Below are 24,066 nucleotides of genomic sequence, written 5' to 3' on the forward strand. Positions count from 1 at the left end.
AATGCGCTTAATGACCTGTGAAGCTTGACGATGAGAGTAATTAGGATTTTCATCGATTGCGAACGACCTACCTGGAGACCACAATGCCCTTGGACCAAGATAAACCACTGAATTCTTTGGGTTTTGCGAAACACCCGTCCGAGACCCGCGTGGTTGTGGCAATGTCTGGCGGCGTCGACAGTTCGGTTGTTGCAGCAATGTTGGCCGAAGAAGGTTACGATGTGGTCGGTGTTACGTTGCAACTTTACGATCATGGCGCGGCTCTGGCCAAACAAGGTGCGTGCTGCGCAGGCCTTGATATACACGACGCGCGGCGCGTGGCGGAAACCATGGGGTTTCCGCACTACGTGTTAGATTATGAGAACGTCTTCAAAGACGCGGTCATCGACGAATTCGCCGACAGCTATCTTGGCGGTGCGACACCTGTCCCTTGCATTCGGTGTAATGAACGCGTGAAATTCAAAGACCTGCTTGAGACCGCAAAAGATCTGGAAGCTGACTGTATGGCGACCGGTCACTACATCCAAAGGTTGAGTGGATCTGAGGGGCCAGAACTACATTCAGCCGCAGATGCAGCCCGAGATCAAAGTTACTTTTTGTTTTCTACCACCCGCGAACAGCTGTCTTATCTACGATTCCCCTTGGGCCATTTACCAACAAAAGACGAAACACGGGCGCTGGCCGCGAAATATGGCCTCAGCGTTGCTGACAAACCGGATAGTCAGGATATCTGTTTTGTCCCTAACGGTGACTATGCGTCGGTCATTCGCAAACTGCGGCCCGAAGCGGCGGCCCCGGGCGATATCGTGGACACGGCGGGCACTGTTCTGGCGCAACACGACGGTGTCATCAACTACACCATTGGCCAGCGCCGTGGCTTGGGGATCGGTGGATTGTCCGATCCGCTGTATGTTGTGAAACTGGATGCAGACAGCCGTCAGGTTGTGGTTGGTCCTAAATCGATGCTGGCGACCCGCAGTGTGCCGGTGCGTGAAATCAATTGGCTGGGAGACACGTCATTTGACAGCCAACCCGAATGGCATCTGGCTGTTAAGGTCCGGTCAACCCGTCCGCCCACTGACGCAATCCTGCGACCATTGTCGGCAACGACTGCAACCGTTGAACTGGTCGCCGCAGAGGAAGGCGTGTCCCCCGGTCAGGCATGTGTGTTCTACGACCGCGACAGTTCTCGCATCTTTGGTGGCGGTTGGATTCACAAGGGATAGGTCGTTTGGGGGATAGGTCGTTTGGGGCGCTGCCCCCGGCCTGCGGCCTCCCCCGGGATATTTTTAGCGAAAAGAAACTTAAAGCCGTTTCAGAACTGCTTTTGCAGCACGCAGACCGGGGTCTTCACCACCTTCACCCAACTTTTGCATCGTATCAGCCATCGCTTTCAACTGAAGCGTGGGGTCTTGCATCAAGCCCCTTAACCCATCCGCGATGAGGTCTGCACGGCAGTTTTCAGCGACAAATTCCGGAACATGCCGCGTGTCGCTGACCAGATTGATAAGGTTGCCAGTATCCGTGATCACCATCCGTTTGATAATCTGGCGGCTGATCCACCCCATATCAAACACACTGACCATCGGGGTACGTGCTGCGGACAATTCCAAAGCGACCGTGCCGGACACGGCCAAAGCAAAGTCAGCGGCCGCAAAAGCGTCCCGCTTTTCGGCCTGGGCCTGTCCCAACGGTTTTTCCCGCGGGTCTAAAAGAACCGAAGGCACAGCCCAGGACCGCGCCATGTCTTCCACCAGTCCCGCCACGGGACCTGCCGCAGGCACAAGCACCTTCATGTTAGGATGTTGTGGCGCAAGGTGCGCCAAAGTTTCGCCCAAAACAGGCCCCAACCGTGTAACTTCGCTGCGCCGTGATCCGGGCAACAGCAACAAAAGCGGTGCGGCATCATCCAGATTGTGCCGTACTTTGAAAGATGCAGCGTCTTGCGCGGACACCTTGGGTTCGCTGACCACAGGATGGCCGACAAAATCGCATTCCATGCCTGCGGCTTCCATGTAGGGTGGCTCAAAGGGAAACAGCGCCAGAACGTGGTCGATCACTTTTGCCATTTTTGCAGCACGCCCCGGGCGCCACGCCCAAACCGTCGGGGCCACATAATGGACGCAGCGGATATCTGACGCGGCCTTGACCTGACTGGCGACCCGCAAACAAAAATCCGGACTGTCGATGGTGATCAGAACGTCAGGCGCCATGGCGACAACGGCTTGAGCTGTATCGCGGATGCGCCGTTTCAATTGGCGGTACTTAGGCAAAATTTCGGCGATGCCCATGAGACTGAGTTCGTTCATATCAAAACGACTGCTCAGCCCTTGGGCTTGCATGTGTTCGCCCCCAACACCGTCGAATGCCACATCGGGCCTGAGCTGCTTCAACCCAGTCATCAAAGCCCCGCCCAGCTTGTCGCCGGATGGTTCGCCTGCGATCACAAAGACACGCAACGGATCACTCACCGCTGCGCGCCCAAAGAACGATGTCCGCATTATTTGCGAGTTCCACACAGCGATCCTGTTCCAGAACAATCACGTCGCCTGCGTCAATAACAATGCCTGCAAGCTCTGCTTTTATGACTGCCAAAATAGTATCAGGGCCGATCGTCGGCATATCGGCGCGCGTGTCTTGTCCCAATTTTGGCCCCTTGATCAGGACGCCGTGTTTGCGCAGCGGGGTTTGCGGCAGATGTGCCAACAAGAAGTCTGTGCCGCCGATGGTTTCCATGCCCAAAAGCTGGCCTCCCCCTGTCACGCAAGCTTGCCCAACGTCCATAGGTGCCAATGCCGCCAAAACATCCGCGCCAAGCTTGGCATCTTTGCGCATTTGCGCATCGGGCCATTTTTCAGACAGGACACCGGGCTGTGCAACAAGATCAGGTGCCAATTCATGCGCGGCGCGGACCGTGAACCCGGTTTGCTCAAAAAGCCCCATGATCGCACGAAGCGCCCCATCATCCCCCGCACCTAGAGCACCCGCAATCAAAGGGACCAAGGGTTTAGTATGTTCGTCCAACGCGTTCGGGTCCAGCACGGGGCGATCAATTGCACCGCAAAGACACACGTCCGTGACACCGTGGTGGCCAAGTTCAATCAAAAGCGTTCCAAGTGTTTCAAGCCGAAACGTCAGATCAACATCCAAGCCGTCGGGAACCGATCCCGCCATAGCGCAGACAAGCGGGAATTCGGGCTGCGCCTGCGCAACCTTTGCAGGCAGTGCGCCAGAACCACAAATCAGCGCAAGCATCAGCGCGGCGTCAGGAACGACCGGTCACTGTCGCCCATCACAAAGTCTACGATTTCTTTTACAAAACTGCTGTCCGTCTCAGCCCCAAGACGTGCAGCACGGTCGTGAAACGTACCCTCGCCCTGCGCCAACATCTGGAAAGCCGCCCGCAATGCCGTGATGTCGGACCGTACAACCCCACGCCGTTTCAGCCCGACAAGGTTCAGACCGTCCAATTCGCCGCGTGGCGCCTGCACAAGGCCGTAAGGAATGACGTCGTTTGTCACCATGGTCACCGCGCCAATAATGGCACCCTTTCCGATGCGCACAAACTGATGAATGCCGGCAAGCCCGCCCACAATCACATCGTCTTCCAAGACACAGTGTCCCGCGATCGCGGCAGAATTCACAACAATGACACGGTTGCCTACAATCGCATCATGGGCGATGTGACACCCCGCCATAAACAGGCCGTCGTCGCCGATCTTGGTGACGCCGCCGCCCCCTTCGGTGCCCGCGTTCATGGTGACATGTTCCCGAATACGGTTCCGCGCACCGATCTGCAAAGCAGAGCTTTCGCCTTTGAACTTCAGATCCTGTGGAATTTCCCCGATGACCGCAAAAGAAAAAATCATCGTGCCTTCGCCGACCGTCGTTTTGCCAGTCACCACCACATGGCTTTTCAGTTCCACATCGGGGCCCAGAACAACGTCAGGACCAACCACGCAAAATGGGCCGACTTTGGCTGTGGGATCAATGACAGCGCCGATTTCTATTACAGCTGAAGGGTGAACATTGTGCATGGCACTCATTCCTTGGGCAAATCCATCATGGCGGTAAATTGCGCTTCGGCGGCCATTTCACCATCGACTTCAGCCACACCGGAGAATTTCCAAACTTTTCCACCCGGTTTGCCGCGCACTGTTGTCAGCTTCAATTCAAGGACGTCGCCGGGGATGACCTTGCGGCGGAACTTACAGGCGTCGATGGCCATAAAATAGACCAGCATTTCCTTGTCGGCCATTTCCAGCGCAGTGCCAACCATCACAGCGGCCGTTTGCGCCATGGCCTCGACGATGGTGACGCCGGGCATGATCGGGTTTCCCGGAAAGTGGCCTTGGAAGTGCGGTTCGTTCATTGTGACGTTTTTGATGCCACGTGCCGATTGGGTGCCATCGATATCGACAACCTTATCCACCAACAAAAACGGGTAGCGGTGAGGCAAAATGCGTTGGATCAGTTGGATGTCGGCGCTCAGTAGCTCGGTACTCATAGCTGCTCATTTCTTGGTGTTGAATAAAGTTACCCCCTGCCTAGCAAGCCACGCTTGGCGGAGCAAGAGAGAGGCTTAGTCGTCCGACGGTAGCGGTGCCTCACCTGCGCCCAGGGTTTGATTGATACGCGCAATGGCCGCAGCCGTAATATCGATGGCACCGGCACTTAAAAAGACGTCGCGGCGTTCGATGATAATGGCGGCCCCGGCTTCTCGCATCAGATCTTCAAGAATGGGGGCCGCGGCGAGAAGGAATGTGCGTTGCTGGTCGTCAAGACGCGCATTGAGTGACTGGGTCTTTTTCTGTTGTTGCTGGCGAATATCACGAACTTTTTCGTCAAACGCATCGGCAAGAATGCGAAATGCCTCTGGCGTCATGGTTTTACGCTTGTCTGTCAGATTAAGCTCTTCCGCTTCCAGGTCCGCTTCAATGCGCCGGTTCTCTGATGAAAGCTCTGCCCCCAAAGCGTCCAGTTCGGCCACAACACGGCGGCCAAAATCACTGTTTTGATACAAACGGTCGCTGTCGATTGTAAGAACCGGACTGCGCACCGGCGGTGTTCCCTGTGCTGTGGCCGGGGCAACCGACATCGCCACCAACGCACAACACAGGATTAAAACACGCAGCATCAAAGCTTAGAACGTTGTGGACAGGGTCAGATCGAACTTCTGCTCGCGGTCGAATTCTTCCTTGCGGATCGCGTCGGTAAAGTTGAACCGCAATGGTCCCACTGGCGTATCCCACAAGATTGAAAAGCCAATCACGTGACGGAACGAACCCGTTTCACCCACCAGCGTAGAACCCGAGGCATTGACCGAATTGAGGTTCCACAGGTTGGCCACATCATAGAAAACAGCGCCGCGGATGCCGTATTCTTCAGGCAGACCCAATGGGAATTCCGCCTCGATGCGTGCAGCAACGTAGTAGTTACCACCAAGTGAATCACGGCCAGGCGATCCGATGTCGCGTGGACCAATACCACCGCTTTCAAAGCCGCGAATGTTGGTTTGGCTTAGAATGAAACGGTCGTCGGTGCGGTTTGTGCCACCACGCCAAGCCAACGCACCACCCTCGATGGACGTGCTAAGCTTGATGTCGTTGTTGAAGATCAGACGCTGCGACGCAATGCGGAAGGTGGATTTGATGTATTCGTTGTCACCCCCGAAACCCGCGATGTCTGAACCAACCTGAATGAACACACCGCCATCCGCTACGCCGCTCGCGGTGCGCGTGTCGTAGGTGTATTCGAAACCGACGGCAGATGTGAATTGATCACCGCTGGCAATTTCGCGATTGATGACAGGGCTGGCTGTCACACCGCTTTGGGCCACCATGGACGATTGGGAGGCAGTATAACGCAACTGCAAACGGCCGTATTCGCTGATCGGGAACGTCAGGCTGGGGCGGAACAAGATACGTTCAGTCCCAAATGTCAGGTTGTCGCTGTCTGTTTCGCGGTAGTCCAAGCGCAAGCCAAACGCCACATCGCGCCCCAAGAAAGCAGGTTCAACAAAGTTGAATCCGTATTGCTCAGATTCTTCAGCAGTCGAGAATGACAAGGTCAGTTGCTGACCCCGGCCCACAAAGTTGCGTTCCTGAAAGCTGATCGCCAGACCAAAGCCGCTGGATGCCGAAAAAGACCCGCCAAAGTTCAAAGACCCTGTTGGTTTTTCTTCGACGTCAACGTCCACGATGATCTGGTCGGGGCTTGACCCTTCACGTGCATTCACTTGCGCCGTTTCAAAGAAGTCCAGCGCACGAATACGTTCCGCACTTTCGCGGATTTCACGTGGGTTGAAGGGATCGCCTTCCGCCACACGGAATTGACGGCGGATCACTTGGTCCAAGGTGGTTGTGTTGCCTTCGATGTCAATGCGTTCCACGAACACGCGTGGGCCACGGGTCAACACGAATTCAATATCAAGCGTCAGATCACGGTCATTGCGCGAGATGCGCGGCTCAACCCGAAGGAAGTTCACACCCTGACGAATGGCCAATCGTTCCATCCGCGAGATTTCGTTTTCCACCAAAGTCGGGGAATAGGTCACGCCGGGGCGTACTTTTATAACCGACTGGTAGTCGTCGCTGTCGACTTCGCTAAGTTCACTGACCGTGGTGATTTCACCAAACGAAAATTGCTGACCTTCTTGCACATTGAAGACGATGAAATAGCCATCGCGTTCTTCAGCCAGTTCCGCATTTACCGAATTTGTGCGGAAATCAACGTAACCGCGTGAGAAATAGAAATCCTGCAACACTTGTTTGTCGAATTCGATACGGTCAGCCACGAATGTGTCTTTGCGGATCAGGGTACGGAAAATACCGGCCTGCTTAGTGTCTAGCACGCGGCGCAAACGGCGATCGGAATAGACGCGGTTGCCGACAAAGCTGAGACGTTCGATTTCAACGACGTCGCCTTCGAAGATTTCAAACACCAGATCAACGCGGTTGTCGCTGCGGCGAATGATGCGGGGCGACACGCGGGCGGCCAAACGGCCATCGCTGGAATAGGCTTCGGCGATGGCAGCCGCGTCTTTTTCCGCGGTTGTCGGGTTGAACGCACGGCGCACGGCGGATGTGACCAACGCAGACAAGGCTTCATCTTTGATGCGGCGATTGCCCTCAAAGCTGATGCGGTTGATTGTGGGATATTCCACAACAACGATGCGCAAGGTGTTCCCTGCCGGCACAATTTCAACGCTTTCGAACAATCCGCTGTTTTGCAGCTTCTGGAATGCGTCGTTCAATTGGCCCGCAGAAACTGTTTTGCCACGGGCGATTCCTGCCTGGCTGAGGATCGCAGCATCACCGATACGCTCATTGCCATCGATAACAATGTTGCCAAAGCGATAGTTTTGCGCCTCGGCTTGCGCCGCTTGCAGTACCCAAGTCACTGAAAAGAAAGATAAAATAAGACAAGCGCGCAGAACACGGCCCATCACGTTATGTTTTTTGTGCATTTGAAAGCGCCCGCTCGAAGACCCCAGTCTCATGGTTGTAACCCACTCTTCAGACATTGATGTCCTTGTGAGTACCCAGATTACGCAGGCTTGTCAAAACGCCAAAGGCCCCGATTAGGTATCGGAGCCCATAAATATTTCAATATGTAGCGGTTGACTACAATCCGCTCAGCCAAACGCCCGCGACAAGACCAATGAAAAGTGAACCAACAAACAGCACACGATCAAGGTTGAGTTCCATCAACAGGCCAAGCCCACGATATCCGCTTTGAATGGTTTGCATGTGTTTACGTCCTTCTCGTTGTGATCAGGGAGTAACTGTCAAATTTGTCTGCATTAGGGCCAAATGTGGCGAAACTAGGGCATTTGCCGCGTTACAAAACGGCAGCGCAATGGCTTGAACACCATCCAGACGCTGCCATTTGCGTTAGATCTCAACCGCTTTATGGGCAGAATAAATCATTGCCCAACGCAAAGACCATCAAGGTCAGCACCAAAGCCAGACCAATGGTCATCAACACACGCATCCACGTGTCGCTGGGCGGTTTGCCTGTGACAGCTTCATAGGCGTAAAACACCAAATGGCCGCCGTCCAATGCGGGGATCGGGAAAAGATTCAGGAACCCGACCGCTGTGCTGAGAACCGCGATGAAATTCAGAAACGGCAAGAACCCGGCAGAGGCCATAGCACCAGATGTTTGTGCGATACCGACGGGGCCAGACAGGTTACAAGTGCTGATGTCGCCCGAAATCATGTATTTAAGCCCGGTCAGGGATCCCGAGATAATCTCGCCGACGCGGGAGATACCGGCAGAGATCACAGTGGTCATGCCAAGGCTTTCTGTCGCGATTTCAAACGGAGCGCTGCTGAAGACGCCAATACGGTAATGCGTCTCGAACCCACCATCTGCGCTTGGCTCGTCTGTGCGTTTGGGGGTCATTTCGGCGTCAAATACTGTACCATCACGCCAAACCGACAAAACGATAGGTTTGCCTTCAACGGCTTTTACAGCACGCACCAAATCGCCGAACGTGGCGATCGGCGCACCATCGGCTTGTACAATCACGTCCCCTTCCATCAGTCCGGCACGTTGTCCGGCACCGCGCGGCGTCACACCACCGACACGCGCCGAAAACGGGTGTGGGCCTGTGACATCAAGCTCTGCTCCATCGCGCAGCACGGCATAGGTCACGTTGGTTTCATTGGGAAGCGTGTCTTGGGCAGGAAAGCTGACACTTCCGTCTTCAAGGCGCTGTCCGGCAACCGCCAGAACAACATCATCGGCCCGCAATTCGGACGTAACGGGCGTTGGGTGAATTTCACCTAAGGTCAAAGGATCACGCGGGGCCCCTGTCATGGAAAACACAAAGGCAAACACGATGGCCGAGAATACAAAGTTGAACAAAGGGCCTGCAAAGACCGTCGCGGCGCGCGCCCACAAAGGCGCCCCGTGCATGGTCCGACGCAACGCGACAGGGTCGTCTTGCGCCTCGGCCATAGTGTCTTCATCTTTGCCCGAGGCCGCGTTCGCGTCGCCCGCAAATTTGACATAGCCCCCAAACGGTAACGCCGCGATTTGCCACTGGGTGCCGCGCTTGTCCACGCCGCTCCAGATGACGGGACCAAACCCGATGCTGAAAATATCCGCATGAATGCCCGACCAACGCCCTACAATGTAGTGGCCGTATTCATGGACGGCCACGATGACGGATAACGCCAATACAAATGCCAGAATGGTCCAGCCAAAGCCGCCAAACTGCGAAATCAGTGATGCAATATCCAATGCGCCTACCCTGCTCTTTTTTTAATTTCGGCCCGTGCCGCTATCCGTGCCAAATGGTCCACATGGGCCACGTTATCAAGGGTCATCTTGTCATCAATATGGCCCCCGTGTCCGTCCATCCGGGTCAAAACCGCATCTACGACATCTGCCATTGCCGTAAATTTCAGGTGACCGTCGATAAATCCGTCCAGTGCCGTTTCTTTGGCCGCATTGAAAACGGCCCCCGACAAAGCGCCCCGTTCCATCACTTCGCGGGCCAAACGCAACGCGGGCCAGCGCACAGTATCGGGGGCGCGAAACGTCAAAGCGCCAATTTGTGCAAGATCAAGACGTTCAACAGGTAAGGGTTTGCGCTCAGGCCAGTGCAGCGCATACCCGATGGCGTGGCGCATATCGGGGGGGCCGACGTGCGCCATCAACGCGCCATCGTGAAAACCGACAAGGGCGTGGATCATTGATTCAGGATGCACCAGCACTTCGATCCGGGACGGGGCGACACCAAAATATTCTTTGGTTTCGATCAACTCCATCGCCTTGTTGAACATGGACGCGGAATCAATGGTGATCCGCTGCCCCATGTCCCAATTGGGGTGCGATGAGGCCTGCGCCAGCGTCGCGTCCTTCAACTTTTCTATGGGCCAATCCCGAAACGCACCACCGCTGGCGGTGATGATCACACGTTCCACCGCGTCCATATCCTCGCCCACAAGCCCCTGAAACACGGCCGAATGTTCGCTGTCTACAGGCAGGATACGGGCGTTGTGGCTTTGGGCTGTGGCCAGCATCAAAGACCCCGCACAGACCAGCGATTCCTTATTGGCCAAGGCCAAAGTCGCGCCCTGTTGCAAAGCGTTCAGGCTTGGGGCCAAGCCCGCGGCGCCCACGATGGCCGACATGAACCAGTCCACAGGGCGTTGTGCCGCCTCATGCAAAGCCGCCTGCCCGGCTGCGGCGTCGACACCTGATCCCGCAAGCAAATCGCGCAAGTGGTCCAGCTGTGTGTCATCCGCTGTCACCGCCACATCTGCATTCAGGCGGCGGGCATCTTTGGCAAGTTGTTCAATGTTGCGCGCGCCCGTTAAGGCCACGACATCATAAGCGTCAGGGTCGCGGGCGATCAAATCAATGGTGTTTTGCCCGATTGATCCGGTGGCCCCGAAGATGCTGACGCGGCGCATCAGGCCAACCCGGGCGGAAAGCCCACAATCTGGCTTATGATCAGCAAAAACACAGATGCGCCCAACATCCCGTCAAACCGGTCCAACACGCCGCCATGGCCAGGGATCAGATTGGAGCTGTCTTTGACATCCATTGCACGTTTAATGGCGCTTTCAGCGATGTCGCCCATCTGTGAGGCCATGGAAATAGCGATCGAGATGCCGATCAATTCCAGATTCGCACCTGTTTGTAACGCGAACACCCAGCCCACGACAGCAGCCGCGACCCAGCCAAAGCCGGTGCCGGACCACGTCTTTTTCGGGCTGACCTTGGGCCAGAATTTCGGGCCGCCAATCATACGTCCCGCAAAATAACCCACAACGTCTGTGGCCACGACAACGCAAACCAGCCATAGCAACCACGTAAGGTCCAGATCATCGCGCACCGACATCATGCCAAAACCCGCCAGCAGCACCATGACTGCAAAGCTCATGTAGATTGTGCGGTTCTTGTCCAACTGCCCAAACCCCACCAAAGCTGGGGCAAGCAACAGCGGCAAGGCAAAGCCAGTCGGCAGATAAATCGCCAATATCAACGCCAGCGCACTGATGCCGCCAAGCTGAATTGCCAATGAACCGGACGCTGGCGCGATCATCCGAACCAGTTCCCAGATCATCAATCCGCAAATCAGCGACACCATCACATGAAAGACGTGACCGCCAACCCACATGCCCCAAACACCCACAACCACCATTGCCGCCGCAGAGCCGGCACGCGCAGCCAGGTCAGACCATTTGTCAGATTTTTCAGTCATGTTTTCACCGCCCCAAAACGCCTGTCACGCCCGCCGTAGGATGCACAGAGCGACGCAAATTCCTCAGCTGTGAAATCCGGCCACAGCGTGTCGATAAATTCATATTCCGCATAAGCCGATTGCCAAAGCAAAAAGTTCGAAATGCGCGCTTCGCCACTGGTGCGAATGACCAGATCAGGATCGGGTAAAACGTAAGTATCCAAGTACCTTGGCAGCGTTTCTTCATCCACATCGTCCGGACTTAACCGCCCTTGCGCTACATCGCGGGCCAGACGCTTTGTGGCGCGGGCCACTTCATCGCGGCCACCATAGTTCAAAGCGATGGTCAGGTTCACTGCCGTGTTTGAGGACGTCATTTCCTCGAGGTCGTCCATCAATTTGATCAACTTGGCATCCAGACGCATTCGGTCACCGATGAACCGTACACGTGCGCCGAACTGGTCCAATGCGCGGGCCTCTTTGGTGATGTAGCGGCGAAACAGGCTCATCAGTCCGGCCACTTCGACTTGCGTGCGTTTCCAGTTTTCGGTGGAAAACGCAAAGATGGTCAAATAGTCGACCCCGACATCAGGGCAACTTTGCACAACTTCGCGCACGCGTTTGGCACCTGCGTGGTGCCCGAACAGCCGTGGCCGCCCGCGCTGAGTGGCCCACCGCCCATTGCCGTCCATGATGATGGCGACATGACGTGGACCAGATTTTTGCGTGTCCTGGGTGATGCGAGAAATCCTGTAGCTAACCTGCGAAGCGGCCCGTTGTCTGGCCACGCAATATTATGTGGCGGCGCGTTAGACCTGCATGATCTCAGCTTGTTTGGTTTCCAGCGTGTCATCGATCAGTTTGATGAACTTATCCGTCATGTCCTGAACCTCGCCTTCCCACAGCTTCTGGTCATCTTCCGACATCCCGTCTGCTTTGGCTTTCTTGATCTGGTCCATACCATCACGACGCAAGTTGCGGATCGAAACCCGCGCACCTTCGGCATATTGTCCGGCCACCTTCGTCAGTTGGGTGCGGCGCTCTTCGTTCAGCTCGGGGATGGGCAACATGATGATTGTGCCGTTAAGTTGCGGGTTGATGCCCAATCCGCTTTCACGAATGGCCTTTTCCACGGCGTTGACCATGGATTTGTCCCAAACATTGATTGTCACCATCCGCGGTTCCGGCACGTTGACGGTGCCAACCTGATTGATCGGGGTGCGTTGCCCGTAAGCTTCCACCATCACCGGTTCCAGCATCGACGCCGACGCGCGGCCCGTGCGCAATGACGCGAATTCCGTTTTCAAAGCCGCAATCGCCCCGTCCATCCGACGCGTCAGATCGTCGGTGTCCAGCATAAAGTCTTCAGACATCAGGAATTCCCCGTATTTAATCAGTGCCCCATTCGGGCTTTTTTCAAAGTATAGATCAAGCAGATAGCAAAATGCCAGTGGGCTTTCGCGCAGTTTATGTGCAGAGGCTGCACAGCTGTCAGCGCAACCCGAAAGCGACGCCCTGTTAGCCGTGCACTTTGGTATATGTGCCTTCGCCTGCCAGAATACCTTTGAACCCGCCCGGCTCATCCAGTGAAAAGACGATGATTGGCAGGTTGTTGTCGCGTGCCAAGGCAATCGCCGACGCGTCCATAACCGCCAGACGTTTGGCCAACACATCATCATAGCTGACGCTGTCGTATCGCACGGCATCATCGTGTTTTGCGGGGTCTTTGTCGTAGACGCCGTCCACTTTGGTGCCTTTGAAGATCGCCTCGCAAGACATTTCATTGGCCCGAAGCGTCGCGGCTGTATCGGTTGTGAAATACGGGTTGCCCGTACCGGCCGCAAAAATGCACACACGTTTCTTTTCAAGGTGGCGCACCGCACGACGGCGAATATAGGGTTCCGCCACTTCGTTCATTGTGATCGCTGAAATAACCCGCGTGTGGATGCCCAAACCTTCCAAGGCGGATTGCATCGCCAGCGCGTTCATCACAGTGGCCAACATGCCCATATAGTCAGCCGTTGTGCGTTCCATCCCCTGCGCAGACCCTTGAAGCCCGCGAAAGATATTGCCGCCGCCGATAACCATGCAAATCTCGACGCCCATGTCGTGAACAGTCTTTACCTCGGCCGCAATCCGTTCAACAGTGGGTGGGTTAAGGCCAAAATTGCCGCCCCCCATCAATGCCTCCCCCGAAATCTTCAACATGACCCTGTTAAATGACGTTTTGGGTTCATCAGACATTATGCGCTCCGTGGGCTATTTTGTTTGGGCGTAAAATGTCGGAAAAGAACGGCAAGTTCAATGCATGCCACACAAGGATAGGCAAAGAAATGACAGCGGCATGACCATCGCGGGCAAATTCACCCTCAACGACCTGCCACCTGAGCAACCGGTTTTGATTGCCGGACCAACAGCGTCGGGTAAATCAGCTTTGGCTTTGGCAATTGCCGAAACCGGGGGCGGTGTGGTTGTGAATGCCGACGCAAGTCAGGTTTATGATTGTTGGCGCGTCATAACCGCCTGCCCGTCCCCCGCTGAAGTCGACCAAGCCCCACACGCTCTGTATCAATACGTGCCCTATGATGCGCCCTATTCGGTCGGGCATTGGCTGCGCGATGTCGCACCCTATCTTGGCGCGGCGGTGCGCCCTATCATCGTGGGTGGCACGGGATTGAACTTTAAGGCTTTGACGCAAGGCTTGGCAAACATCCCCCAAACACCACCAGAGATACGCCATGAAGCGGATGACCTTGCGTTGGATGTGCTATTGACGCAAATTGATAATGCCACAAAGGCCAAGCTGGATCAGCACAACCGCATGCGGGTGCAGCGCGCATGGGAGGTGCAACGCAGCACCGGACGGTCACTATCGGAATGGCACAAAGCGACGCCACCGCCCCTTCTGGACGAAGCCAAAGCTGCGTGCATTGTGATGGATGCCCAAAAGGACTGGTTGAACGACCGCATCGCCCGACGCTTCGATATGATGGTCGACGACGGCGCCCTGACCGAGATTGCAGCGATGCAAGACCGCTTTGATCCTGCGCTTCCCGCCTGTCGTGCGATCGGTGTGCCAGAACTTATGGCCCACCATCAGGGCGAGATCACGTTGAAAGAGGCGAAGGCCCGCGCCATCGTCTCGACCCGCCAATATGCGAAACGCCAACGCACGTGGTTCAGATCAAAGATGCGAAACTGGATCCATGTAGATCCATCCACGCTTTCATAAAAGGGACTATTATTCCGATTTTGTGTTTCCGTTTCCGCGATTGCATTCATTTTTCGGACATGTCATGATTTTAGCATGACCAACACAGTCCAAATCACAACATTAGGCGCTTTGACATCGGGACAAGACTGGCGTGTGACCCTGCCACATGCGCAGCCCTACCCGCAGCTCTTTTGGATCACACGGGGACAGGGGGTTTTGATGCTTGGGGGGACGCGGCGCGGTGTCGGAGCCCATAATCTGATTTACGTCCCTGCCTTTTCCTTGGTGTCGTTGGAAATGGGGCGTCAATCCATTGGATTGGTCGCGACCTGTCCACTATCACTGGCCGATGGGCTTCCCGAAACACCCCGTCAGCTGCGCATCCGGGACGTGTCAGCGATTTCGGAATTGACCGGCTTGTTTGAAGCGGCACAACGCGAAGCAACGTCGCAAAAGCCTTTCTTTGAGGATGCCTTGGCGGCCCATATGGGGCTGATTTCGGTGTGGTTGTGCCGCCAGCTGGCGTTGCCTGAAAACGACGTGCCAAAAGAAAAAGCAGCAGCGCGGCTGGCGGCACGGTTTTGCACTTTGGTGTCTGCGCCAGATGCCAGCTTGCACACGATGGCCGAGCATGCCGAGACCCTTGGCGTGACGCCGACGCATCTGACACGCGCCTGCAAGGCCGCAACAGGGCGCACGGCCGCCGACATCCTAACGCAATCCATTTTGCATAAGGCGCTCTGCGCTTTGCATGACACGGACGCAACCGCCAAAACCATTTCGCAACAGCTACATTTTGGCAGCCCAGCTTACTTCACACGGTTCATTCAGCACCACACAGGAAGCCCCCCTTCCAGTTTGCGTTAACTGAAGGCTTTGACATAACCTGCGGTGGATGCGTCGTTTTTGAAATAGTTAAATATCGCAAAATATCGACCAAATGACTTTTCCCAGCGTTGACCTTGGCACAGTTCTGTTGCCTGATAGGGAAAATTACTAACTCGTTTGGCTGCAGTGCCTGAAAAATAGGCTGTAAATCGCAGATACCGAACGGCCGGGGGGCAACAGACAGACGCACGATCCACACTATTTCAGAGTCATCCGAGCAGAACCAAACAGGTCGCCGGTCATAAAAGCAGTAAAAACTGCGCAAACAGCCTACCAACAGGGGCACACATGGGACTATTCATCCTCAGACGTCTGGGCGTGATGATTTTGACGGCACTTTGCCTGACATTCATCGTGTTCTTTCTGACAAATCTTTATCCAAACCTTGAAAAACTGGCCAAAACCCAAGGCAACTTCCGCATGTCAGAGGAAGAAGTCGCATCCTATCTGGAGCCACGCGGTTACCTGGACCCTATGCCAGTCAAATTCGGAAGATGGCTGGGCGTTGTGCCGGGCTGGGTGTCTGAAAAGACAGAAAGCGACGGGACAGTTACGGTGACGGGGCGCTGCTTTATCAGCACCACACCGGAAGACGAACGCCCGACGTTTTGCGGCGTTCTGCAAGGCGATTGGGGGTTTTCCACGGTCTTTAAAGACGATGTCGCGGGCATCGTGGGTGTCAGATTGGCGGCCACTGGCAAGCTGATGGGGGTTGTTTTTCTGGTTATGGTGCCAATGGCGTTGATTGTGGGGGTTCTGGCCGGCATGCGTGAAGGGTCCAAACTGGACCGGTCACTGTCGACTTTTTCGATCGCAACCACCGCGACGCCCGAATATGTGTCCGGGGTGATCTTTATCGCCCTTTTGGCGTCTTCCAAAAACGGTATATCGCCACTGCTTGTGGAATGGGGCTGGATAGACGGCAAAACCCTGTTTTTGGGATCGGCCACAAAGGCTGTGACAGACGCAACATTCTGGAACTTCTTCCTGCCTGTTATGACCATCGCACTGTACGGCATGGGATATATCGCCCGAATGACGCGCGCATCCATGACAGAAGTCATGACCGCGCAATACATACGCACCGCGCGTCTGAAAGGTGTGAGCTTTCCCAAGATCGTTATGAAACACGCCCTGCGCAACGCCCTGATCGCGCCCTTTACTGTGATCATGTTGCAGGTGCCGTGGCTTTTGAACGGTGTTGTCATCGTCGAAACCTTGTTCAACTACAAGGGATTTGGCTGGCTGCTGGTGCAGGCCGCTGCCAACAATGACATTGAACTTCTTCTGGCGGTTTCCGTCGTCTCCGTGATCGTGGTTTTGATCACACAGCTGATTTCCGACATCGGCTATGTGTTCTTGAACCCACGTATCCGCATTTCATAAGGGGAACCTGATTATGGACCCATTAACGTGGACCGGAGGCCTGAGCCTTCTGAACTATCCATTGGTGCTGGTGGCCGCTTTGCTGCTGGTCGGCATCCTTATTCAAATCGTAATGTCGTTCTTTGTGGCTGCAAGCACCCCGACTGTGAATGCAGACGGCACATTGACCCAGAACGCAGGTCTTATGGGGACGATTGGCACCGGGGTGCGGATGCTGCTGCTGGCTGTCATCGTGCTGGTGGTGCTTTATATCATTGGCGGGGCTTTGATGGGCCCCGATGCGGGCATCGTCGGCGGCATGTCGCGGCAATTGTTGCCGGTTTGGATCGCTTTGATCGTGCTTTTTGCCGTATCCATCAAATTCAAACGCAAGCTGGGACTTTACGGCAAACTGTTTGACAGCACCGTTGGCATGATCGGCTTTGGCCTTGTCATGTTCTGGGTGATCGCGGGTGTAATGGCCGGTGTCTTTGACATGCTGGTCACCCATGACACGCTGTCGCAGTCTTCGGGCATGAAGAACAAGTTGCCCGGGACACCGCTGCGGGGCGCAGAGGACGCCGACTACCAGTGGTTTTTGCTGGGCGGGGACAATCTGGCCCGCGACGTGTTCAGCCGCTTGTTTGAAGGCGCTTGGATCGTGGTCTACATCGCGCCCATCGCCACATTGTTTGCCTTTATGGTGGGTATCACCCTTGGATTGCCTGCAGGCTATTACGGTGGTCGTCTGGATACGGTCTTGTCCTTTTTGGCCAACCTGATCCTCGCCTTTCCGGTCATCTTGCTGTTCTATCTGCTTGTCACTCCGGAAATTCGTGCCACAGGCATTCCAAGTTATATGGCCGGCGTGTTGTTCATCTTCCCGTTGATCTTCTTCGGTGTTTTGTTGAACTCACGCTATTACACCCAACCGAAAATCCGCACACCGTTGTTGATTGTGGTTCTGGGCATCATGGCATGGGCCTATCTGTCGCTGATCTCGAACGAGGGCACTTTTGTGACCAACGAACGCTACACAATCCCAGGGTTGCCAGCTGCACTGGACTGGATCCCGATGCCCCCCGAAATTCTGGTGGTGTTTGTATCTGTTGTCTTTGTGAACTCTATCACCGTGTTCCGGATCGTGCGCGGCTTGGCGCTGGATATCAAAACACGCGATTACGTGGCCGCGGCCCAGACCCGCGGTGAAGGCCCGTGGTACATTATGCTTTGGGAAATCCTGCCCAATGCCCGTGGTCCTCTGATCGTCGATTTTTGCCTGCGCATCGGCTACACCACCATCCTGTTGGGCACCCTTGGTTTCTTTGGCCTTGGTCTGGAATCGGAAAGCCCTGACTGGGGCACAACCATCAACTCGGGTCGTCGCCTTCTGGCGCTTTATCCCCATGTTGCCATGGCCCCTGCCCTTGCTTTGTTGTCGTTGGTTCTGGGGCTGAACTTGTTGGCAGATGGTTTGCGTGAAGAAAGCCTGAAGGACTGATTGAGAGGACGGACCGGGGGCCAGCCCCCGGACCCCCGAGGTTTATTTGGCGAGATGAAACAGGATCAAAGTTTCATCCAGCTTGGAGAAGATGATGACAAAACTAGATTATGACGGTCCAATTCTTGAAATTGACCAGCTGTCGATATCGTTTTTTACGCGCTTGCGTGAAATTCCTGCCGTGATGGATTTTTCCGTGACTGTCCAGCCCGGTGAGGCCGTAGGTCTTGTCGGAGAATCCGGATGCGGCAAGTCCACAGTCGCCTTGGGTGTCATGCAGGATTTGGGTAAAAACGGCCGCGTTGTTGGCGGGTCCATCAAATTCAAAGGTCAGGATCTGGGTCAAATGACCATGGAGGAGCTGCGTGACATTCGCGGCTCTGAGATTGCGATGATCTATCAGGAACCTATGGCCTCTTTGAACCCCGCCATGCGGATCGGCAAACAGTTGATGGAAGTTCCCATGATCCATCAGGGCATGTCTGAAAAGGATGCTTATGAGCGTGCATTACAGGTCGTCACAGATGTGAAACTGCCTGACCCTGCCCGCATCCTGAACAGCTTTCCGCATCAATTGTCCGGCGGTCAACAACAACGCATCGTGATTGCGATGGCCTTGATGTCAGAGCCTTCGTTGCTGATCCTAGATGAACCGACAACGGCCCTTGATGTGACCGTCGAAGCCGCCGTTGTTGAATTGGTCAAAGACCTTGGCAAGAAATACGGCACATCCATGCTGTTCATCAGCCACAACCTTGGTCTGGTTCTGGAAACCTGTGACCGCATCTGCGTGATGTATTCAGGCGAAGCCGTCGAGACCGGCAGCATCGAAGACGTCTTTGACAAGATGCAGCACCCCTACACCCAAGCCTTGTTCCGGTCGATCCCCCTGCCTGGCGCTGACAAAAACGCGCGGCCTTTGGTGGCAATTCCGGGCAACTTTCCCCTGCCCCACGAACGCCCTCCGGGCTGCAACTTTGGCCCGCGCTGTGACTATTTCGAAGACGGGCGCTGCAACGAGGATACCCGTGTCCGGATGGCTGAGGTGGCGGGCGACGACCGTCACGCATCACGATGCCTGAAATTCAAGGAAATCGATTGGGACGCGCCGCTGACATTGGCTGAGACCAAAACAAAAGGCGAAGTTGGCGAAGTCGTTTTGTCGATGGACAAGCTGAAGAAGTATTACGAAGTTGCTGCCAATGCCATGTTCGGCGGTGGCGAAACCAAAGTGGTCAAGGCGAATGAGAGCCTCAGCTTTGAAGCGAGAGAATCCGAAACGCTTGCCATCGTTGGCGAATCCGGTTGTGGGAAATCGACATTTGCGAAGGTGCTGATGGGGTTGGAAACAGCCACTGAAGGCACCATCACAATGAATGGCACCCAAATTCAGGACACCCCGATCGAGGCCCGCAACACAAAAACTGTGGCGGATGTTCAGATGGTGTTCCAAAACCCGTTTGATACGTTGAACCCGTCGATGACCGTGGGACGCCAGATTATTCGCGCTTTGGAAATTTTCAAAATCGGCAACAGCGAAGCGGACCGCCGCTCGCGGATGTTGGAACTGCTGGATCTGGTAAAACTGCCCCGCGAATTTGCCGACCGCATGCCACGCCAGTTGTCGGGGGGCCAAAAGCAACGCGTGGGCATCGCACGTGCCTTTGCCGGTGATGCGCGCATCGTTGTGGCAGACGAACCTGTGTCCGCATTGGATGTGTCGGTGCAGGCGGCGGTTACCGATCTGTTGATGGAAATCCAGCGCGAACAGAAAACCACCCTTTTGTTTATCAGCCACGACTTGTCTATCGTGCGCTATTTGAGCGACCGCGTGATGGTGATGTATTTGGGGCATGTTGTTGAACTGGGGTCTACGGATCAGGTCTTTGCACCGCCCTATCACCCCTATACCGAAGCTTTGCTTTCCGCGGTTCCAATCGCGGACACCTCGGTGGAAAAACAACACATCGTATTGGAAGGCGACATTCCCTCTGCCATGAACCCGCCCCCCGGTTGCCCCTTCCAAACACGGTGCCGCTGGAAATCGGAAGTTCCTGGCGGGCTGTGTGAAAAAGACATCCCCCCCGTGCGTCATTTGGCAGACGGGCATCAGGTGAAGTGTCACCTAAGCGATGAAAAGCTGGCGCAAATGGAACCTGTTATCAAAATCGCGGCACAGTAGCGACTAAATGCACAAACATGGGGTGGGCCAGTCTTTGGCCCGCCTGCCGCCCTTAGGTCTGTGTCATGCGGTGGCCGCGAAATACGTCAGGTACACGAAGTAGAACGCTTGCAGGTTGATCAAGACCATACCCAGCATGTAGCCGGTCCAAAACTGCAAGGCGCGGGCTTTGGTATTGCCAAAAATCTGGCACAACAGCGTTATCACCGCCCCGCCGACCACAGCCAATGTCAGCCCCAGCATTTGAGGATCTGCTTTGACGATGGCCAATATCAGCAACGGCGGCTGTGTTACGAAGATGTCAAAGCCCACAACTGTACGAAATGCGTACCCGACGCCTGCCCCGACAATTAATCCGAACAAAATCACCGCATAGTAGAAGGCGCCCTTTTTGGCTGTGTTGCACACCAGATTGTCGGGCTTGAAGGATTGCGGCGCATCATCGCCTGCATAAAGCTGCGGAGTGCTGCGTTCGATCCGTCCAAGGCGGTCCGAGAATGAAGTGGTGCTGACGGCCATGCGTACATCCTTTTGTGACTTTGGATGAAGGCTACGGCACAATCATGGCAGCAATTGGATTGAGGACGGACAAAAGCATGACAATGATTTGCCCCGCAATCATCAACTGCCCCAGATGATCTTGACGTAGTTCCGTGTCTCGCGGAACGGTGGCACGCCACCATATTTTTTCACCGCCCCCGGGCCTGCGTTATAGGCGGCCAATGCCAAGCGCCAAGAACCGAATTCACGGTATTGCTGTTGCAGGTAACGCGCCCCACCATCCAGATTCTCGTATGGGTCGCGGGGGTTTACACGTAACACGCGGGCTGTGCCGGGCATCAGTTGTGCCAGCCCATACGCCCCGGCGTGTGACTTTGCATTCGGGTTCCAATTGCTTTCTTGTTGTACCAGTCGCAAGAACAAGTCTTCGGGCACACCGTTGCGTCGCGCGGCGTCACGCGCCATCGCCAGATACACGCCTTTGTATTTGCCTTTGAACTTTTGGCCCTTGTTCCATTTGGTGGGGGTGTTCACCTTCGGGGGCTGCAAACGGATCGAATTCGAATACTGTTTGGAGGCGCGGCTATCGAGCACTTTTGTCTGAGACGAAAACAGCTTTTTGCGGTTTTTGGATGAGAATGTCTCGGCAACAGCCATGTCGCCAATGAAGGCCGCCGCCACAATAACCACTACACCTATGCGCATACCGTTTCGTCTCCACGACACCTGCCTTCGCGGCAATATAGGGATTTTTAACCATGAGACCAGTATTACCTGCCAGATTTCCCATCACGATCTGCGTTAGCAATTTAACAAGAGGGGCAAGGGCGATATAAGCCTGTCAAACAATGGTCCGGGATTCGGACAAAACAGCTTTCAAGGGGGATGCCATGGCTGGCTCTGTGAACAAAGTGATCCTAATTGGCAACTTGGGTGCGGACCCTGAAGTGCGCAGTTTCCAAAATGGCGGCAAAGTGTGCAATCTGCGCATTGCCACATCCGAGACGTGGAAAGACAAGAACACAGGCGAACGTCGCGAAAAAACTGAATGGACGTCTGTTGCGATCTTTCAGGAAGGGCTTGTACGCGTCGCAGAACAATATCTGCGCAAAGGGTCCAAAGTATACATCGAAGGCAAATTGCAAACCCGTAAGTGGCAAGACCAATCCGGTCAGGACCGGTACACCACAGAAGTTGTGTTGCAGGGGCTTGGCGGCAACCTGACAATGCTTGACGGGCGCAACGACAACAGTGGCGGCGGCGGCGGCAACTATGGTGGTGGCGGCGGTGGTTCTATGGGCTACGATTCCGGCCAATCCAACAACAACGGCGGATATGGCGGCGGCCAATCGTCCCCTGCCCCGTCCCGTGATCTGGACGACGAAATTCCGTTCTAAATCTATAAGGATTAAATGTGGGGTGCACCAAGGTGCACCTTACGACCTCTGCCTTAGACTGAGGCACGTATCAAAAGCAGGTTTAGGCCGCGCTATCCTTTCAGCGCGGCGCCCAGAACATCCAGCACAACGCCTTCCGGCACATCAGACGTGACAAACGCCTCACCGATGCCGCGCGCCATAATAAAGCGCAATTGGCCGTCCACGACTTTTTTATCCTGCCCCATCAAGGCCAAAAGTGCAGTTGCGTCTGGCAGATCCCCTTCAATGTCCTTGAGATCTGTTTTCATGCCCATAGCTTTTAGGTGGGCCCGCAAGCGGCTTGGATCTTCCTGGGCACACAGCCCCATCCGCGACGATGTTTCAAACGCAAGCGCACACCCAATCGCCACCCCTTCGCCGTGCAGCAGCCGATCCGAATAGCCGGTGGCCGCTTCGAGCGCATGACAAAACGTGTGTCCAAGGTTCAAAAGGGCCCGGTCCCCTTGTTCGGTCTCATCGCGCATCACGATTTCGGCTTTCATCTGCACCGAGCGCTTCACAGCATAGGCACGCGCCGCAACATCTCCGGCCGCCATGTCCGGTCCGTGGCTTTCAAGCCAGTCAAAGAACGCAGCGTCCCCCAAAAGCCCGTATTTCACGACCTCACCACACCCCGCAAGAAAATCGCGTGGCTGCAAAGTGCCCAATACCTCAATGTCTGCAAGAACCAGACTGGGTTGATGGAAGGCCCCGACCAAGTTCTTTCCGTGACGGGTGTTGATGCCGGTTTTGCCCCCGACAGAGCTGTCGACTTGAGCCAACAAGGACGTGGGAATTTGTACAAACCGCACCCCACGTCGCAAAATTGCGGCCGCGAACCCCACAAGGTCCCCAATAACACCACCGCCCAACGCCACCACCACGTCGCGCCGTTCGACTTTTTCGTCCAGCATCCATTCCACAGTTTTGATGACATTGGTCCAGTTTTTGGTCGCTTCCCCCGGTGGCAAAGACAGCGCCGCCATAGCTATGCCCTCTGCGGCCAGTCCTTGGCGCAACGTGTCCAGATGCAACGCCCCAACCGTATCATCGGTCACGACCACAACACGCGGCCTGTGCAAAAGCGGCGCGATCAGTGTGCCTGCCTCTTGCAGCAGTCCGGTTCCGATTAGAATGTCGTAGGCCCGCCCGGGCAGATCAACATGAACGGTTTCGCGCATTAGGTTTTCTCCAGAACATCGCTGCGGGCCAATATGGCCTCTATGACACGATCGGCCATAGCATCAATCGCCACACCGTGGTCTGATGGCACCATGACATCCGCCATCCGGTACACTGGCACACGCGCCTGAAACAGCGCCGCCAATGTGGCTTTGGGATCATCGGTTTGCAGTAAGGGGCGCGTGTCTTTGTGGCGCACCCTGTTCCACAGCAAATCCAGATCGGCCTTGAGCCACACCGACACACCGCGTGCACTGATGGCTTCACGGTTTTGCGCCCCCAAAAACGCCCCCCCGCCGGTCGACAGAATACATGGCGTCGCGTCCAGAAGGCGCGTAATCACCTGGGTTTCCTTTGTCCGAAAGAACGGCTCACCATCGCGGCTGAAGATCTCGGGCACAGTCATATTGGCCGCAGCTTCGATTTCCGCATCGCTGTCCAGAAACGCAACATCCAGCTTTTGGGCAACAGCCCGCCCGACAGCCGTTTTGCCAGCCCCCATCATTCCCACCATCACCACAGTCTTTTTTAATCGAAATGTGGCCTGTGGGCCGGCTTGGGTGGGTGCCTTATCGGCCATGGATTGCTCAATTTTACTCATGTTGACGTGAA

The 24,066-nt window shown here is 55.3% G+C and carries 24 protein-coding genes; 7 read left to right on the top strand and 17 right to left on the bottom strand.

The window, feature by feature from the left end; all coding sequences use genetic code 11:
• The first annotated feature begins 83 nt into the window (after positions 1–83).
• Positions 84–1,226, top strand: coding sequence for a tRNA 2-thiouridine(34) synthase MnmA (gene mnmA, locus ABJL60_RS05880; RefSeq protein WP_348375305.1), 1,143 nt, complete (start codon positions 84–86; stop codon positions 1,224–1,226).
• Between the two features lie 78 nt (positions 1,227–1,304).
• On the opposite strand, the gene lpxB is transcribed toward mnmA, so the two are convergent.
• The 13 genes from lpxB to pyrH form a co-directional block, all read right to left on the bottom strand.
• Entirely contained in the window at positions 1,305–2,501 is a 1,197-nt protein-coding gene (gene lpxB / locus ABJL60_RS05885) for a lipid-A-disaccharide synthase (protein ID WP_348375307.1), read from the bottom strand.
• Positions 2,464–3,255, bottom strand: coding sequence for a UDP-2,3-diacylglucosamine diphosphatase LpxI (lpxI, locus tag ABJL60_RS05890; protein ID WP_348375308.1), 792 nt, complete (start codon positions 3,253–3,255; stop codon positions 2,464–2,466). The genes lpxB and lpxI overlap by 38 nt, the downstream gene beginning before the upstream one ends.
• Positions 3,255–4,037: an acyl-ACP--UDP-N-acetylglucosamine O-acyltransferase gene (lpxA, locus tag ABJL60_RS05895; RefSeq protein WP_348375310.1), complete on the bottom strand. Its 783-nt coding sequence runs from the start codon at positions 4,035–4,037 to the stop codon at positions 3,255–3,257. Before lpxA ends, lpxI begins: the two co-directional genes overlap by 1 nt.
• A 5-nt stretch (positions 4,038–4,042) precedes the next feature.
• Complete coding sequence (gene fabZ / locus ABJL60_RS05900; RefSeq protein WP_108828382.1) at positions 4,043–4,507, bottom strand: 3-hydroxyacyl-ACP dehydratase FabZ; 465 nt, start codon at positions 4,505–4,507, stop codon at positions 4,043–4,045.
• A 75-nt stretch (positions 4,508–4,582) separates the two neighbouring features.
• Entirely contained in the window at positions 4,583–5,137 is a 555-nt protein-coding gene (locus ABJL60_RS05905) for an OmpH family outer membrane protein (RefSeq protein ID WP_348375312.1), read from the bottom strand.
• A 6-nt stretch (positions 5,138–5,143) separates the two neighbouring features.
• On the bottom strand, positions 5,144–7,447 hold the full coding sequence (gene bamA / locus ABJL60_RS05910; protein WP_348375386.1) for an outer membrane protein assembly factor BamA: 2,304 nt from the start codon (positions 7,445–7,447) through the stop codon (positions 5,144–5,146).
• 178 nt (positions 7,448–7,625) lie between these two features.
• Entirely contained in the window at positions 7,626–7,751 is a 126-nt protein-coding gene (locus ABJL60_RS05915) for a hypothetical protein (protein WP_281261555.1), read from the bottom strand.
• A 160-nt stretch (positions 7,752–7,911) separates the two neighbouring features.
• Positions 7,912–9,252, bottom strand: coding sequence for an RIP metalloprotease RseP (gene rseP, locus ABJL60_RS05920; protein ID WP_348375314.1), 1,341 nt, complete (start codon positions 9,250–9,252; stop codon positions 7,912–7,914).
• A 5-nt stretch (positions 9,253–9,257) separates the two neighbouring features.
• On the bottom strand, positions 9,258–10,430 hold the full coding sequence (gene dxr / locus ABJL60_RS05925) for a 1-deoxy-D-xylulose-5-phosphate reductoisomerase (protein WP_348375315.1): 1,173 nt from the start codon (positions 10,428–10,430) through the stop codon (positions 9,258–9,260).
• A complete protein-coding gene (locus ABJL60_RS05930) occupies positions 10,430–11,224 on the bottom strand; it encodes a phosphatidate cytidylyltransferase (protein WP_348375317.1) in 795 nt (264 codons plus the stop codon). Before ABJL60_RS05930 ends, dxr begins: the two co-directional genes overlap by 1 nt.
• Positions 11,221–11,952 carry a polyprenyl diphosphate synthase gene (gene uppS, locus ABJL60_RS05935; protein ID WP_348286001.1) on the bottom strand — a complete coding sequence of 244 codons (732 nt, stop codon included), beginning with the start codon at positions 11,950–11,952 and terminating at the stop codon, positions 11,221–11,223. Before uppS ends, ABJL60_RS05930 begins: the two co-directional genes overlap by 4 nt.
• A gap of 60 nt (positions 11,953–12,012) precedes the next feature.
• Positions 12,013–12,576 (bottom strand): ribosome recycling factor, encoded by a 564-nt coding sequence (frr, locus tag ABJL60_RS05940; protein ID WP_348285940.1) that lies wholly within the window; start codon positions 12,574–12,576, stop codon positions 12,013–12,015.
• Between the two features lie 145 nt (positions 12,577–12,721).
• On the bottom strand, positions 12,722–13,447 hold the full coding sequence (gene pyrH, locus ABJL60_RS05945) for a UMP kinase (RefSeq protein WP_348285939.1): 726 nt from the start codon (positions 13,445–13,447) through the stop codon (positions 12,722–12,724).
• A 100-nt stretch (positions 13,448–13,547) separates the two neighbouring features.
• Here pyrH and miaA point away from each other — a divergent pair, with 100 nt between their 5' ends.
• From miaA to ABJL60_RS05970, 5 genes are all read left to right on the top strand, one after another.
• A complete protein-coding gene (gene miaA / locus ABJL60_RS05950) occupies positions 13,548–14,435 on the top strand; it encodes a tRNA (adenosine(37)-N6)-dimethylallyltransferase MiaA (RefSeq protein WP_348375319.1) in 888 nt (295 codons plus the stop codon).
• 75 nt (positions 14,436–14,510) lie between these two features.
• Positions 14,511–15,284 carry an AraC family transcriptional regulator gene (locus tag ABJL60_RS05955; protein ID WP_348375321.1) on the top strand — a complete coding sequence of 258 codons (774 nt, stop codon included), beginning with the start codon at positions 14,511–14,513 and terminating at the stop codon, positions 15,282–15,284.
• Between the two features lie 309 nt (positions 15,285–15,593).
• On the top strand, positions 15,594–16,691 hold the full coding sequence (locus ABJL60_RS05960; RefSeq protein WP_108828372.1) for an ABC transporter permease: 1,098 nt from the start codon (positions 15,594–15,596) through the stop codon (positions 16,689–16,691).
• Positions 16,692–16,704: 13 nt separating this feature from the next.
• Positions 16,705–18,171, top strand: a complete 1,467-nt coding sequence (locus tag ABJL60_RS05965; RefSeq protein WP_348375323.1) for an ABC transporter permease — start codon at positions 16,705–16,707, stop codon at positions 18,169–18,171.
• A 94-nt stretch (positions 18,172–18,265) separates the two neighbouring features.
• Positions 18,266–20,353, top strand: coding sequence for an ABC transporter ATP-binding protein (locus ABJL60_RS05970; RefSeq protein ID WP_348375325.1), 2,088 nt, complete (start codon positions 18,266–18,268; stop codon positions 20,351–20,353).
• Between the two features lie 63 nt (positions 20,354–20,416).
• Here ABJL60_RS05970 and ABJL60_RS05975 read toward each other — a convergent pair whose 3' ends face one another.
• Complete coding sequence (locus tag ABJL60_RS05975) at positions 20,417–20,872, bottom strand: hypothetical protein (RefSeq protein WP_348285934.1); 456 nt, start codon at positions 20,870–20,872, stop codon at positions 20,417–20,419.
• Positions 20,873–20,974: 102 nt separating this feature from the next.
• Positions 20,975–21,559 carry a lytic transglycosylase domain-containing protein gene (locus ABJL60_RS05980; RefSeq protein WP_348285933.1) on the bottom strand — a complete coding sequence of 195 codons (585 nt, stop codon included), beginning with the start codon at positions 21,557–21,559 and terminating at the stop codon, positions 20,975–20,977.
• Between the two features lie 185 nt (positions 21,560–21,744).
• Here ABJL60_RS05980 and ssb point away from each other — a divergent pair, with 185 nt between their 5' ends.
• Positions 21,745–22,251: a single-stranded DNA-binding protein gene (gene ssb / locus ABJL60_RS05985; RefSeq protein WP_348375327.1), complete on the top strand. Its 507-nt coding sequence runs from the start codon at positions 21,745–21,747 to the stop codon at positions 22,249–22,251.
• A 92-nt stretch (positions 22,252–22,343) separates the two neighbouring features.
• Here ssb and aroB read toward each other — a convergent pair whose 3' ends face one another.
• The gene (gene aroB / locus ABJL60_RS05990) at positions 22,344–23,453 is read right to left on the bottom strand and encodes a 3-dehydroquinate synthase (RefSeq protein ID WP_348375328.1); all 1,110 of its coding nucleotides are present in this window, start codon (positions 23,451–23,453) and stop codon (positions 22,344–22,346) included.
• A complete protein-coding gene (locus tag ABJL60_RS05995) occupies positions 23,453–24,055 on the bottom strand; it encodes a shikimate kinase (RefSeq protein ID WP_348285930.1) in 603 nt (200 codons plus the stop codon). Before ABJL60_RS05995 ends, aroB begins: the two co-directional genes overlap by 1 nt.
• Positions 24,056–24,066: the final 11 nt, after the last annotated feature.

It is taken from the genome of Ascidiaceihabitans sp. (assembly GCF_039986515.1).
GTDB lineage: Bacteria > Pseudomonadota > Alphaproteobacteria > Rhodobacterales > Rhodobacteraceae > Ascidiaceihabitans.

Coding starts and splice junctions, on each gene's coding strand:
- mnmA (WP_348375305.1), top strand. CDS start 84: ATGCCCTTGGACCAAGATAAACCACTGAATTCTTTGGGTTTTGCGAAA.
- lpxB (WP_348375307.1), bottom strand. CDS start 2,501: ATGCGGACATCGTTCTTTGGGCGCGCAGCGGTGAGTGATCCGTTGCGT.
- lpxI (WP_348375308.1), bottom strand. CDS start 3,255: ATGCTTGCGCTGATTTGTGGTTCTGGCGCACTGCCTGCAAAGGTTGCG.
- lpxA (WP_348375310.1), bottom strand. CDS start 4,037: ATGCACAATGTTCACCCTTCAGCTGTAATAGAAATCGGCGCTGTCATT.
- fabZ (WP_108828382.1), bottom strand. CDS start 4,507: ATGAGTACCGAGCTACTGAGCGCCGACATCCAACTGATCCAACGCATT.
- ABJL60_RS05905 (WP_348375312.1), bottom strand. CDS start 5,137: ATGCTGCGTGTTTTAATCCTGTGTTGTGCGTTGGTGGCGATGTCGGTT.
- bamA (WP_348375386.1), bottom strand. CDS start 7,447: ATGGGCCGTGTTCTGCGCGCTTGTCTTATTTTATCTTTCTTTTCAGTG.
- ABJL60_RS05915 (WP_281261555.1), bottom strand. CDS start 7,751: ATGCAAACCATTCAAAGCGGATATCGTGGGCTTGGCCTGTTGATGGAA.
- dxr (WP_348375315.1), bottom strand. CDS start 10,430: ATGCGCCGCGTCAGCATCTTCGGGGCCACCGGATCAATCGGGCAAAAC.
- ABJL60_RS05930 (WP_348375317.1), bottom strand. CDS start 11,224: ATGACTGAAAAATCTGACAAATGGTCTGACCTGGCTGCGCGTGCCGGC.
- frr (WP_348285940.1), bottom strand. CDS start 12,576: ATGTCTGAAGACTTTATGCTGGACACCGACGATCTGACGCGTCGGATG.
- pyrH (WP_348285939.1), bottom strand. CDS start 13,447: ATGTCTGATGAACCCAAAACGTCATTTAACAGGGTCATGTTGAAGATT.
- miaA (WP_348375319.1), top strand. CDS start 13,548: ATGACCATCGCGGGCAAATTCACCCTCAACGACCTGCCACCTGAGCAA.
- ABJL60_RS05955 (WP_348375321.1), top strand. CDS start 14,511: ATGACCAACACAGTCCAAATCACAACATTAGGCGCTTTGACATCGGGA.
- ABJL60_RS05960 (WP_108828372.1), top strand. CDS start 15,594: ATGGGACTATTCATCCTCAGACGTCTGGGCGTGATGATTTTGACGGCA.
- ABJL60_RS05965 (WP_348375323.1), top strand. CDS start 16,705: ATGGACCCATTAACGTGGACCGGAGGCCTGAGCCTTCTGAACTATCCA.
- ABJL60_RS05970 (WP_348375325.1), top strand. CDS start 18,266: ATGACAAAACTAGATTATGACGGTCCAATTCTTGAAATTGACCAGCTG.
- ABJL60_RS05975 (WP_348285934.1), bottom strand. CDS start 20,872: ATGGCCGTCAGCACCACTTCATTCTCGGACCGCCTTGGACGGATCGAA.
- ABJL60_RS05980 (WP_348285933.1), bottom strand. CDS start 21,559: ATGCGCATAGGTGTAGTGGTTATTGTGGCGGCGGCCTTCATTGGCGAC.
- ssb (WP_348375327.1), top strand. CDS start 21,745: ATGGCTGGCTCTGTGAACAAAGTGATCCTAATTGGCAACTTGGGTGCG.
- aroB (WP_348375328.1), bottom strand. CDS start 23,453: ATGCGCGAAACCGTTCATGTTGATCTGCCCGGGCGGGCCTACGACATT.
- ABJL60_RS05995 (WP_348285930.1), bottom strand. CDS start 24,055: ATGAGTAAAATTGAGCAATCCATGGCCGATAAGGCACCCACCCAAGCC.